This window comes from Hydrogenophaga crocea (assembly GCF_011388215.1).
In the GTDB taxonomy this organism is placed as follows: Bacteria; Pseudomonadota; Gammaproteobacteria; order Burkholderiales; family Burkholderiaceae_C; genus Hydrogenophaga; species Hydrogenophaga crocea.
On record NZ_CP049989.1, the window covers coordinates 2638001 to 2650587 of the forward strand.

Sequence of the window (12587 nt, forward strand, 5' to 3'; positions counted from 1 at the left end):
ATACTGCCCGCATGAAATACCTGCTCGTGATCGCCGTGGTGATGGTCGCCTTCTGGATCTGGCGCAACAACCGGCGCGCCGAGGCGGCCGAACGCGCCGCACAGCGCCCCGCCCCCCGCCCGGCCGGCCAGCCGGTGACCATGGTGGCCTGCCGCGTCTGCGGCACCCACCTGCCGCAGACCGAAGCCGTGACCGGACGCCAGGGCAGCTATTGCAGCGCCGAACACCGCCAACGGCTCGAAGGCCCCGCCGGCTGATCGCACCATGCCTTCCGACGACAGCTCCCAGTTCGCCACCTCCTGGTACTCGGCTTTCGAAAGCCCGGTCAACCGCTCGCGCGAGCAACGCCACCAGGCCTTCGTGCGCCTGTGGCGCGCCTTCATGCGTGCACGCATGGTGGTGGCGCTGGTGATCCTGGGCCTGCAGGTGTTCCTGCTGCTGGGCGGCGGCAACGGCTCGATCGGGCTCACCACGCTGGCCTCGCTGCACCTGCTGGCCTGCGTGCTGGTCATGCTGTTCTGGCGGCCGGCCGAACACGGCCGCGCGCCCAGCCTGCAATGGCTGTTCACCATCGGCGTCGACGTGGCGGTGTTCGCCGCGCTGCAGTACTTCGACGCCAGCACCATCAGCTTCACGCCGCTGTTCGCGCTGCCGGTGTTGCTCGGCGCCATCCTGGGCCCCTTGCTCATGGGCCTGGGCACGGCCGCCGCGGTCACGCTGCTGATGCTGGCCGAGGCCTGGATCGCGCCCGGGCATGGCGCGGCCGACGCCACGCGCCTGCTGCAGGCGGGCCTCACCGGCACCGGCTTCTTCGTGGTCGCGGTGCTGGCCCACCAGCTCGCGCTGCGGCTGGCCCGCGAAGAGGCGGTGTCGGCCAGCAACCAGGCCGCCGCGCGGGCCCAGGCCGCGGTCAATGAGGTGATCATCGAAACGCTGGGCGTGGGTGTGCTGGTGATCGATCCGCACGGCGTGGTGCGCAACGCCAACCCGGCCGCGCGCGCCATGCTCATGGGCGAAGGCTTCCCGGCCGGTGCCAAGCTGCTGCTGTCGGCGCGACCGAGCTGGGCCCACCTGGCGGCGCTGGTGCAGGAGAGCTTCGCGATCGACGCCGCGCTCGAAACCGAAACCACCATCGACCACGCCGACCGGCCCAACCAGCGCCTGCACGCGCGCACCCAGCTCACGCCCGTGATGGGCGAGCGCGGCGCGCTGTGCGTGCTGTTCCTCGAAGACCTGCGCGAGGTCGAGGCGCGGGTGCGCACCGAAAAGCTCGCGTCCATGGGCCGCATGTCGGCCGCGGTGGCGCACGAGATCCGCAACCCGCTGTCGGCGATCACGCAGGCCAACGCGCTGCTCGACGAGGAGGTGAAGACGCCCGAGCACAAGCGGCTCACGCGCATGATCGACCAGAACGCGCAACGCCTCTCGCGCATCGTCGACGACATCCTCAACGTGGCGCGGCCCCAGCCGAACCGGGCCGACGGCCAGACCAGCCCGGTGCCGCTCGACAGCGTGATGCGCCAGGTGACCGGTGAATGGTCGCGCCAGAACCAGGTCGCGCAGGCGCTGGGCGTGCACCTGCACGCGGGCCAGGGGCAGGTGGTCTTCGACCCCGAGCACCTGCGCCGCCTGCTTGTGAACCTGCTCGACAACGCGCTGCGCCACGCCAGCGGCAAGCCCGCCTCGATCCGCGTGATCACCCAACCCAGCGGCGGCCACCTGCGCATCTCGGTCTGGAGCGACGGCGGCCCGCTCGAGGCCACCGTGCACAAGCACCTGTTCGAGCCCTTCTTCTCGTCCGAGAGCCGTTCCAGCGGCCTGGGCCTCTACATCTGCCGTGAGCTCTGCGAGCGCTACGGCGCCGAAATCGCCTACCAGCGCTCACGCCTGGACCAGCGCGAGGGCAACGAGTTCTTCGTCCTGATCCCCGCGGTGCGCAGCGGCAGCGCCGCCCCCGCGCGCGACGCCGGCCACCAGCAGAGCCTGCCCTACCCGGCCGAGCCTGGCGATCTCGAACGCACCATCGTCGACCCCCTGCGCTCGGGACGCCCGCCGCTGGCCGCGTCCTGAGCCCGAGCGCCGCCCGCATGCCTTCGCCCACGCCGAGTGCCTCCATCCTGGTCGTCGACGACGAGCCGGACCTGCGCACGCTGTACGAACTCACGCTGCTGCGCGAGGGCCATGCCGTGACCACCGCGGCCGACCTGCAACAGGCGCGCGAGCAGCTCGCCAGCCGCCGCTTCGACGTGCTGATCTCCGACATGCAGCTGCCCGACGGCCTGGGCCTGTCGCTGCTGCGCGAGGTCGCCGAGCGCCAGCGCAGCGAGAAGTGCATCGTCATCACCGCGCACGGCTCGGCCGAGAACGCCGTTGAATCGCTCAAGGCCGGCGCCTTCGACTACCTCACCAAACCGGTCGATCTGCGCCAGCTGCGCAGCGCCGTGAGCGCCGCGCTGCTGAGCCAGCGCGCGCCGGCCGCGGCGCCCAACGAACCCCAGCGCGTCGCGCCGCCGCCGCCGTCGGGCGTGCGCGCGCTCGAACGCATCGTGGGCCGCTCGTCCAGCATCGTGCAGATCAAGGGCCGCATCGAGAAGGTCGCCACCAGCATGGCGCCGGTGCTCATCCTGGGCGAATCGGGCACCGGCAAGGAGCTGGTGGCGCGCGCGGTGCACGAATGCAGCCACCGCGCACACGGCCCGTTCATCGCGGTCAACTGCGGCGCCATTCCCGAGAACCTGATCGAGGCCGAGTTCTTCGGCGCGCGCAAAGGCGCCTACACCGGTGCCAGCGCCGACCGCGAAGGCTACTTCCAGGCCGCGCACGGCGGCACCCTCTTCCTCGACGAGATCGGCGACCTGCCGCTGGCCATGCAGGCCAAGCTGCTGCGCGTGATCCAGGAGCGCCGCGTGCGCGCCCTGGGCGCGGTGCAGGAAGAAGCGGTCGACGTGCGCCTGGTCAGCGCCACGCACCGCGACCTGCCCGCGCTGGTGCAGGCGGGCCAGTTCCGGCAAGACCTCTACTACCGCCTCAACGTCATCGGCCTGCGCACCCCCGCGCTGCGCGACCGGCCCGAGGACCTGCCCGAGCTCGCGCACGCGCTGCTCGTGCGCCTGTGCCACGACGCGGGTCAGGCCGTGCCCGACCTGTCGCCCGCGGCCCTGCACTGGCTGCAGTCGCGCGAGCTGCCGGGCAACGTGCGCGAACTCGAAAACCTGCTGCAGCGCGCGCTCGCGCTGTCCAGCGGCGCGGTGCTGCACCCGGCCGATTTCGGCGAGATCAGCGACACCATCCCCGACACCCTGGTCGATCCCCTGCCTGCCGCCGTGGACGCGTTCGCGCGGCCCTCCGCGGCGAGCGATGCGCGCGATGCGGCGCTGCCCGACGACCTGCAACGCTACCTCGACGAGCAGGAGCGCCGCGTGCTGCTGCAGGCGCTGCAGGCCTGCGGCTTCAACCGCACCGCGGCCGCGGCCCGGCTCGGGCTGAACCTGCGGCAGATGCGCTACCGCATCCAGCGCCTGGGCATCATGCTGCCCGGCGCCGCCGGCGGCGCCGACACCGAAGCCGGCGATGTCTGAGGCCTGGCAGCGGGGCTGGTGGGCCGGTGCCCAAGCCCTGGGCTCGCCCAACTTCGGTGCGCGGCCAGCGCACACCGCCATCGACCTCGTGGTGGTGCACTCCATCAGCCTGCCGCCCGGCGAGTTCGGCGGCGACGCGGTGGAGCGGCTGTTCACGAACCGCCTCGACTGGGACGCCCACCCCTACTTCCAGACCATCCGCGGCATCGAGGTCTCGGCGCACTTCTTCGTGCGCCGCGACGGCCGCGTGCAGCAGTTCGTGTCCACGCTCGACCGCGCGTGGCACGCGGGCCGCTCGGCCTGGCGGGGCCGCGAGAACTGCAACGACTTTTCCATTGGCATCGAACTCGAAGGCCTGGAAGGTGGCACCTTCGAAGACGCGCAGTACACGGCACTGGCCCGCGTGTTCCGCGCCTTGGCCGCGCACCACCCGCTGACACAGGTCGTGGGCCACGAACACATCGCGCCCGGCCGCAAGCAAGACCCCGGCGCGGGCTTCGATTGGTGCCGTTTGCGCCACACGCTCGGCTGGTCGGCCACGTGTTTTCCCGAGGTCGAAAAAAAATTCATCGGCAGCGCCCCGGCGATGCCTTCGAACAGCGCCTGAACGCCGAATGCAGGCGCCATGCGGGCCGCCACGGCAAAACGCCCTGCAAGGCGCGTCGCCACTGCGTTCGCGCGCCGATCCGCACGCGGGAACTGAGGCCCTGGCGGGTGTGGGGAATGGCCCTCGGCGATACCATGCAGGGGTAGCTCAAGCACACGCGTAAAACGCTAGCGGTAGTGCCTTGAAGCCCCCCTACACACCAGATATAGTGTGCCCCCAGAGATGCTCGTGGGCGCGCACAAAGGCCCGGCCCGCCGACCGCAACGGGCATGCAGCGGGCATCGACACCAGCCACCCAATAAAGAAACCCGACCGGACCGCAAGAGGAACCATGCTGACCGCCACCACCCCCCAGACCCCTCCGCAATCGACTGCCCGGCCGGCCAGCGGCATGCCCAGCGGCGGCAGCACCGGCAGCGCTTCGCTCTACGCGCAGTACCAGATCATCCGCCGCAACGGCGCGGTGGTGCCCTTCGAGCCCAGCAAGATCGCCGTGGCCATGATGAAGGCTTTCCTGGCGGTGCACGGCACCCAGGGCGCGGCCTCGGCCAGCGTGCGCGAAACCGTGGACGAGCTGACCCAGAACGTGGTGCGCGCGCTGCTGCGCTCGCGCCCGGGTGGCGGCACCTTCCACATCGAAGACGTGCAGGACCAGGCCGAGCTCGGCCTGATGCGCAGCGGCCACCATGAAGTGGCGCGCGCCTACGTGCTCTACCGCGAACGCCGCGCCGCCGAGCGCGCCAGCCAGGCCGCCGCCGCGCGCGCCAACGAGCCGGTGCTGCACGTGATCGACAATGGCCAGCGCGTGCCGCTCGACGTCGAGGCCCTCACCCGCCTGCTCACCGACGCCTGCGCCGGCCTGGGCGCCGACGTGAAGGCCGAGCCCATCGTGGCCGAGACCAAGCGCAACCTGTACGACGGCGTGCCGATGGAAGAGGTCTACAAGGCCGCCATCCTCGCCGCGCGCACGCTGATCGAAAAAGACCCCGACTACACCTACGCCACCGCGCGCCTGCTGCTGCACACCATCGTCAAGGAGATCCTGGGCGAAGAAGTGCCGCGCGAGCAGATGGGCCAGCGCTACGCCGATTACTTCCCCGGCTTCATCAAGAAGGGCGTGGACAACGAGCTGCTCAACCCCGACCTGCTGCAGTTCGACCTGGCCCGCCTGGGCGCCGCGCTCAAGCCCGAGCGCGACCTGCAGTTCGACTACCTCGGTCTGCAAACCCTCTACGACCGCTACTTCCTGCACGTGCGCAAGTCGCGCATCGAACTGCCCCAGGCCTTCTTCATGCGCGTGGCCATGGGCCTGTCGCTCAACGAAATCGACCGCGAAGCGCGCGCCATCGAGTTCTACGAGATCCTGTCCACCTTCGACTTCATGAGCAGCACGCCCACGCTGTTCAACAGCGGCACGCTGCGCTCGCAGCTCTCGAGCTGCTACCTCACCACGGTGCCCGACGACCTCGACGGCATCTACGAGTCGATCAAGGAAAACGCCCTGCTGTCGAAGTTCGCGGGCGGCCTGGGCAACGACTGGACCCGCGTGCGCGCACTCGGCAGCCACATCAAGGGCACCAACGGCGAATCGCAGGGCGTGGTGCCCTTCCTGAAGGTGGTCAACGACACGGCCGTGGCCGTGAACCAGGGCGGCAAGCGCAAGGGCGCGGTCTGCACCTACCTCGAGACCTGGCACCTCGACATCGAGGAATTCCTCGAGCTGCGCAAGAACACCGGCGACGACCGCCGCCGCACCCACGACATGAACACCGCGAACTGGATTCCGGACCTGTTCATGAAGCGCGTGCTGGAAAAAGGCGAGTGGAGCCTGTTTTCGCCCTCCAACACCCCCGATCTGCACGACAAGTTCGGCACCGACTTCGAAAAGGCCTATGTGGCCTACGAAGAAAAGGCCGCGCGCGGCGAGATCAAGCCCTACAAGAAGGTGCCCGCCACCGACCTGTGGCGCAAGATGCTCTCGATGCTGTTCGAGACCGGCCACCCCTGGATCACCTTCAAGGACGCCTGCAACGTGCGCAGCCCGCAGCAGCACGCCGGCGTGGTGCACAGCTCCAACCTCTGCACCGAGATCACGCTCAACACCAGCGACAGCGAAACCGCGGTCTGCAACCTGGGCTCGGTCAACTTGCTGCGCCACCTCAAAGACGGTGAAAACGGCAAGGTGCTCGACCACGACAAGCTCAAGCGCACCATCGCCACCGCGATGCGCATGCTCGACAACGTGATCGACATCAACTACTACGCGGTCAAGAAGGCGCGCGACTCCAACCTGCGCCACCGCCCTGTGGGCCTGGGCATCATGGGCTTCCAGGACGCGCTGTACGAGCTGCGCCTGCCCTACGCCTCCAACGAAGCGGTGGAGTTCGCCGACCGCTCGATGGAAGCCGTCTGCTACTACGCCTACTGGGCCTCGACCGAACTCGCCAAGGAGCGCGGCCGCTACAGCAGCTTCAAAGGCTCGCTGTGGGACAAGGGCATCCTGCCGCCCGACACGCTCGACCTGCTGGCGCGCGAGCGCGGCGGCTACGTCGACGTCGACCGCTCCACCAGCCTCGACTGGGAAGCCCTGCGCCGCAAGATCGCGCAGGACGGCATGCGCAACTCCAACTGCGTGGCCATCGCGCCGACCGCGACCATCTCCAACATCATCGGCGTGGACGCCTCGATCGAGCCCTGCTTCGGCAACCTCTCGGTCAAGTCGAACCTGTCGGGCGAGTTCACCGTCATCAACAGCTACCTCGTCAAGGACCTCAAGCGCCTGGGCCTGTGGGACGACGTGATGGTGATGGACCTCAAGCACTTCGACGGTTCGCTGCGCCCCATCGACCGCGTGCCGCAGGACGTGAAGGCGCTCTACGCCACCGCGTTCGAGGTCGAGCCGGTGTGGCTGGTGGAGGCCGCCGCCCGCCGCCAGAAATGGATCGACCAGGCGCAGAGCCTGAACATCTACATGGCCGGCGCCTCGGGCAAGAAGCTCGACGAGACCTACAAGCTCGCCTGGCTGCGCGGCCTCAAGACCACCTATTACCTGCGCACCACCTCGGCCACGCAGGTCGAGAAATCGACCGGCCGCACGGGCCAGCTCAACGCCGTGTCGGTGACGCCGAGCGCACCGGCCGCGGCCGCTGCGAGCAGCGCTGCGATGGCGAGCGAACCCGCCACCGATGTGAAGTTCTGCGCCATCGACGACCCGGGCTGCGAGGCTTGCCAGTGATTGCATCGCGTGCAATCGAAGTGCGTCGCGCTGCATTGCATCGATTCATTCGATGCAGCATCGCAACAAAATTTGATCGCACGCGCGCTGATCGCTTTGCAATTCGCACAGACACTTTGATAATCCGCTGAATCGGACCGACCCTATGTTGACCTGGGAAGAACCCACAACACCCCATTCGCCATCGAAGCAGAACCCGAACGCCGCCAGCGAATCGGATCTGCAAGCTGCAGTGACCGCTGAAGCAAAGCATGGCGAGAGCGCAGCGCAGCGCCGCATCAACGTCGCGGACAAGCGCATCATCAACGGCCAGACCGACGTCAACCAGCTCGTCCCCTTCAAGTACAAGTGGGCCTGGGAGAAGTACCTGGCCACCTGCGCCAACCACTGGATGCCGCAGGAAGTGAACATGAGCCGCGACATCGCGCTCTGGAAAGACCCCAACGGCCTGACCGAAGACGAGCGCCGCATCGTCAAGCGCAACCTCGGCTTCTTCGTCACCGCCGACTCGCTGGCCGCCAACAACATCGTGCTGGGCACCTACCGGCACATCACGGCGCCCGAGTGCCGCCAGTTCCTGCTGCGCCAGGCCTTCGAAGAGGCCATCCACACGCACGCCTACCAGTACATCGTGGAGTCGCTCGGCCTCGACGAGGGCGAGATCTTCAACGCCTACAACGAAGTCCAGGCCATCCGCGACAAGGACGAGTTCCTGATCCCGTTCATCGACGCGATCATGGACCCCAACTTCCACACCGGCACGCCCGAGAACGACCAGAAGCTGCTCAAGAGCCTGATCGTGTTCGCCTGCCTCATGGAAGGCCTGTTCTTCTACGTCGGCTTCACCCAGATCCTGGCGCTGGGCCGGCAGAACAAGATGACCGGCGCCGCCGAGCAGTACCAGTACATCCTGCGCGACGAGTCGATGCACTGCAATTTCGGCATCGACCTGATCAACGCGATCAAGATGGAGAACCCGCTGCTCTGGACGCCCGAGTTCAAGGCCGAGATCAAGGGCCTGTTCCTCAAGGCCGTCGACCTCGAATACCGCTATGCCGAGGACACCATGCCGCGCGGCGTGCTGGGCCTCAACGCCTCCATGTTCAAGGGCTACCTGCGCTACATCGCCAACCGGCGCGCCACGCAGATCGGCCTCGAGCCCCTGTTCCCGAACGAAGAGAACCCGTTCCCCTGGATGAGCGAGATGATCGATCTCAAGAAGGAACGCAATTTCTTCGAGACACGGGTGATTGAGTACCAATCGGGCGGCGCGCTGTCCTGGGACTGAGGCTTTCAAAGGCCGAGGGCTCACACCGCATTGCCATCCCACAAGAAGAAAGACCCTGCATCGATTCATCAGGTCAGCCCGACACAGCGCCCAGACGCTGCGCTGACCTGAAACCCGGATTCAGCCCCCTGGGGTTGCCGCGGCACCGCCGCACAACCACAAGGCGTTGAATCACTTCACCGGCCATCCGACCGGATGAAGTGCTCTTTGCAACTTGATCAAGGAGAAAGCAATGGCAACTGCGAAGAAAGCCCCGGCCAAGAAGGCTGCGGCGAAAAAAGCCCCGGCCAAAAAGGCCGCGGTGAAGAAGGCACCGGCGAAGAAAGTCGCCGCGAAGAAAGCCCCGGCCAAGAAGGTCGTGGCGAAGAAGGCACCGGCGAAGAAAGTCGCTGCCAAGAAAGCCCCGGCCAAGAAGGCCGTGGCGAAGAAGGCACCGGCGAAGAAAGTCGCTGCCAAGAAAGCCCCGGCCAAGAAGGCCGCGGTGAAGAAGGCGCCGGCCAAGAAGGCCGTTGCCAAGAAAGCGCCGGCCAAGAAAGCCGCGCCTGCGAAGAAGGCCCCGGCCAAGAAAGCCGCGCCTGCGAAGAAAGCCGCTGCGAAAAAGGCCGCCCCTGCGAAGAAGGCAGCCCCCGCAAAAAAAGCTGAGCCGGCCAAGAAGCCGGCTGCCCCTGCGCCCGCGGCCGCTCCTGCCGCTCAGACCAAACTCAATCCTCAGGCTGCCTGGCCGTTCCCCACGTCCAGCAAACCCTGAGACCCTTTGGGTTGATCTGAAAAGCCCGGTGCGAAAGCGCCGGGCTTTTTTTATGCATGGACGCCGCCGGCTTCAGCCCTGCAGGCCGCCGAGCGTGTAGTTCTGCGGGCCGCGCACCGCGATCTTGAGCGCGCCCATGCGGTTGCCCAGCTCGGCGCAACGCCGCAGCGGCCAACCCTGCGAGAGGCCGTGCAGCAGCGCGGCACGGAAGGCGTCGCCGCAACCCGTGGGGTCGACCACCTGCTCGGCCTTCACACCGGCCACACGCACCGCCTCGCCTTGCTCCCACACGTCGCAGCCGTGTTCGCCCAAGGTGACGATCAGGCCCTTCACCTGGCGCGAGATGTCGGCCAGCGACAGGCCCGTGCGCTCGCTGAGCATGCGCCCTTCGTAATCGTTGACGGCCACCCAGGTGGCCTGCGCGATGAAGGCGCGCAGTTCGTCGCCGTTGAACATGGGCAGGCCCTGGCCCGGGTCGAACACGAAGGGAATGCCCGCGGCCTGGAGCTGCGCGGCGTGCTGCAGCATGCCGTCGCGGCCGTCGGGGGCCACGATGCCGAGCTGAAGATCGCTGCGCGCCGGCACCGGGTTCTGGTGCGCGAACGACATCGCGCCTGGGTGGAAGGCGGTGATCTGGTTGTTGTCGCGGTCGGTCATGATCATGGCCTGCGCGGTGTACGACTCGGGCACGGTCTGCACATGGCTCACGTCCACACCCAGGCCGCGCATGCGCTCGAGGTACTCGGCACCGTCGTTGCCGATCGCGGCCAGCGGCACCACTTCGCTGCCGAGCTGGCGCAGCCCGTAGGCGATATTGCCCGCGCACCCGCCGTAGTCGCGCCGCAGGCCGGGCACGAGGAAGGACACGTTCAGGATGTGCAGCTGATCGGGCAGGATCTGGTCGGCGAACCGGCCCTCGAAGGTCATGATGGTGTCGAAGGCAAGCGAGCCGCAGACGAGGATGGCCATGGCGATGGGAATGAAGGGTGGAGGTCAGGGGTAAAAGACCAGCGCGCGGTAGCCCGCGGTGGGTGCATCGTCACCGAGCATGAGCGACAGCCGCAGGCTGACGGACACGCGCCCGTTGGGCGCGAGCGCGGCGGGGGCGTCGGGCCAGTCTTGCGGCAGGAAGACCCGCCGCGCCACCGCCTGTTCGCCGATGTTGGTGAGCGTGAGTTCGAGCGCGGGCAGCGCCACTTCGAGTGCCGAGCGGTTGCGCAGCACGAAGTCGAACGAATAGAAGTTGCCCAGGCGGCGCACGAGCTCGGCGCTTTCGATCTCGACCTCGTCGATGCGGCGCAGCGGCTGCAGGTCACAACCCAGCCAGCCGCAAGCCTGCTCGATCGCGGGCCGCAGCGGCGGGTGCGCGGCCACGAGCTGGTGGCGGTGCTGCACCGCCCACTGGCCCGCGAGCAGGCCGGCGAGCAGCACGGCGATCAGGCCCAGGCCGATGCGCATGCCCGGCGACGACCAGAACGCACGGCGCTGCGCCTGGCGCACGAAGCCGGGCACGGCCGGGGTGTGGTCTTCGTCGTCGGCAACGGGCGGCAGGGCAACGGAGGGCGCAGCCGTTTCGGCCGCAGGCGCATCGAAGCCGCTGTCGGTGGAATGGTCCTGACGCGCCGTGGCGGGCAGCGTGGGCAGCACCTCGAGCGGGCCTCGGGTCGATTGCGCGAAGCGTTCGAGCTCGGCCCGGAATTCGGACGACGGGCCCTCGTCGCGCACCTCGACCGGGGGTGCTTCGTGCGGCACGGGATTGACCGCTGCCGCTTCGGGCGGCGCCGCTTCGGCAGCGGCCGGCGCGTCGAGCGGGCCATCACCGAACCAGGCGCGCAGGTCATCGTCGGCGATAGTTTCCTCCGCGGGCGCAGGCACAAGCGGTTCGGGCTCGGGCTCGGGTTCGATCACGAGGTCGGGCTCGCCCGCCGCAACGACCGCGACCTCGGGTGCGGGCGGTGTGGGCTCGGGGGGTGGCGGGGGCGGGGCCAGCGGTTCGTCGGGCTGCGGCACGGCCGGCGGTGTCGGCGCGGCCACGGGTTCGGCGACCGGCCGCGCGGGCGGCGTCCAGGGCTGCAGGTGAATGGTGGCGTCGAAGACGTCCGAGCAATGCCCGCAACGCACCCAGCCATCCGAGATCTTGAGTTGGTCGGCCACCACGCGGAACACGGTGCCGCAAGCCGGACAGCGGGTGGTGAAACTCATGCGCGGATTATGGCGGCCTCACGCCCGGCCCGGCCCGCTCAGGCCTTGCGCGCGGTCATGAGGATCCAGCCGTCCTCTTCGTCGCTCACCTCGAGCGCGACCCAGGGCGCATAGGCCGCCTTGAGCTCGTCGGCCTGGCGCGCGAGGATGCCTGCGAGCACCAGGTGGCCGCCGCTGCGCACGTGCGCACACAGCAGCGGCGCGAGCACCTTGAGCGGCGTGGCGAGGATGTTGGCGAGCACCAGGTCGTGTTCGCCCACGGCGGCATCGGGCAGGCCGGCCACGAGCTGCACGTGGTTGGCCTCGGCGTTCAGCCGCGTGGCCTCCACGGCCGCGGGGTCGATGTCGACCGCGAGGATCTGTTGCGCCCCGTGCTTGGCCGCGCCGATGGCGAGGATGCCCGAGCCGCAGCCGTAGTCGAGCACGCGCGGGCCCACGGGCGCGTGACCCGCGGTCCAGCGCAGGCACATGCGCGTGGTGGGGTGGGTGCCGGTGCCGAAGGCCAGGCCCGGGTCGAGCCGGATGATGCGCTCGGCCTGCGCCGGTGGCTCGTGCCACGACGGCACGATCCAGAAGCTCGGCGTGATCTCGACCGGGTCGAACTGCGACTGCGTGAGCCGCACCCAGTCCTGCTCGGCCACGGGGCGCATGCCCTGCACCGCGCAGCCGTCGAAGAAGTCCTGCGCCTGCAGCAGCGTGGCGGCTTCACGCGCCGCGGCTTCGGTATTGAACAGCGCGACCACGCGCGAGCGCTGCCAGCCCTCTTTGGGCGGCGGCATGCCCGGCTCGCCGAACAAGGCCTGCTCGGCCTCGGTCATGGCGTCGGCGTCTTCGACCGAGGTGCTCAGCGCGTCGAGCGCGTCGAGGGCATCGCCCACGGGTTCGACCGCCTGCTCGGGCACGAGCAGCACCAGCTCGAACAAGGACCC

Annotated in this window: 10 protein-coding genes; 7 read left to right on the top strand and 3 right to left on the bottom strand. The window is 68.7% G+C overall.

Annotation, left to right across the window (positions count from 1 at the left end; translation table 11 throughout):
- Window positions 1-11 precede the first annotated feature (11 nt).
- From G9Q37_RS12460 to G9Q37_RS12490, 7 genes are all read left to right on the top strand, one after another.
- Window positions 12-257, top strand: a complete 246-nt coding sequence (locus G9Q37_RS12460; RefSeq protein ID WP_166227500.1) for a PP0621 family protein — start codon at window positions 12-14, stop codon at window positions 255-257.
- A 7-nt stretch (window positions 258-264) separates the two neighbouring features.
- Window positions 265-2070 carry a sensor histidine kinase gene (locus G9Q37_RS12465; RefSeq protein ID WP_166227501.1) on the top strand — a complete coding sequence of 602 codons (1806 nt, stop codon included), beginning with the start codon at window positions 265-267 and terminating at the stop codon, window positions 2068-2070.
- 17 nt (window positions 2071-2087) lie between these two features.
- Window positions 2088-3578, top strand: a complete 1491-nt coding sequence (locus G9Q37_RS12470; protein WP_166227502.1) for a sigma-54-dependent transcriptional regulator — start codon at window positions 2088-2090, stop codon at window positions 3576-3578.
- Window positions 3571-4185 carry a 1,6-anhydro-N-acetylmuramyl-L-alanine amidase AmpD gene (gene ampD, locus G9Q37_RS12475; RefSeq protein WP_166227503.1) on the top strand — a complete coding sequence of 205 codons (615 nt, stop codon included), beginning with the start codon at window positions 3571-3573 and terminating at the stop codon, window positions 4183-4185. Before G9Q37_RS12470 ends, ampD begins: the two co-directional genes overlap by 8 nt.
- A gap of 391 nt (window positions 4186-4576) precedes the next feature.
- The gene (locus G9Q37_RS12480; protein WP_240936660.1) at window positions 4577-7420 is read left to right on the top strand and encodes a ribonucleoside-diphosphate reductase subunit alpha; all 2844 of its coding nucleotides are present in this window, start codon (window positions 4577-4579) and stop codon (window positions 7418-7420) included.
- Between the two features lie 145 nt (window positions 7421-7565).
- Entirely contained in the window at window positions 7566-8708 is a 1143-nt protein-coding gene (locus G9Q37_RS12485; RefSeq protein ID WP_166227505.1) for a ribonucleotide-diphosphate reductase subunit beta, read from the top strand.
- Between the two features lie 232 nt (window positions 8709-8940).
- Window positions 8941-9456 carry a histone H1-like DNA-binding protein gene (locus G9Q37_RS12490; protein ID WP_166231262.1) on the top strand — a complete coding sequence of 172 codons (516 nt, stop codon included), beginning with the start codon at window positions 8941-8943 and terminating at the stop codon, window positions 9454-9456.
- A gap of 72 nt (window positions 9457-9528) precedes the next feature.
- On the opposite strand, the gene G9Q37_RS12495 is transcribed toward G9Q37_RS12490, so the two are convergent.
- Genes G9Q37_RS12495 through prmA form a run of 3 tightly spaced genes read right to left on the bottom strand, consistent with a single transcriptional unit; the run spans window position 9529 to window position 12581 of the window.
- Window positions 9529-10425, bottom strand: a complete 897-nt coding sequence (locus G9Q37_RS12495; protein WP_166227506.1) for a carbohydrate kinase family protein — start codon at window positions 10423-10425, stop codon at window positions 9529-9531.
- Between the two features lie 24 nt (window positions 10426-10449).
- The gene (locus G9Q37_RS12500; RefSeq protein ID WP_166227507.1) at window positions 10450-11658 is read right to left on the bottom strand and encodes a DUF3426 domain-containing protein; all 1209 of its coding nucleotides are present in this window, start codon (window positions 11656-11658) and stop codon (window positions 10450-10452) included.
- A gap of 38 nt (window positions 11659-11696) precedes the next feature.
- Complete coding sequence (prmA, locus tag G9Q37_RS12505; protein ID WP_166231264.1) at window positions 11697-12581, bottom strand: 50S ribosomal protein L11 methyltransferase; 885 nt, start codon at window positions 12579-12581, stop codon at window positions 11697-11699.
- Between the last annotated feature and the right edge of the window lie 6 nt (window positions 12582-12587).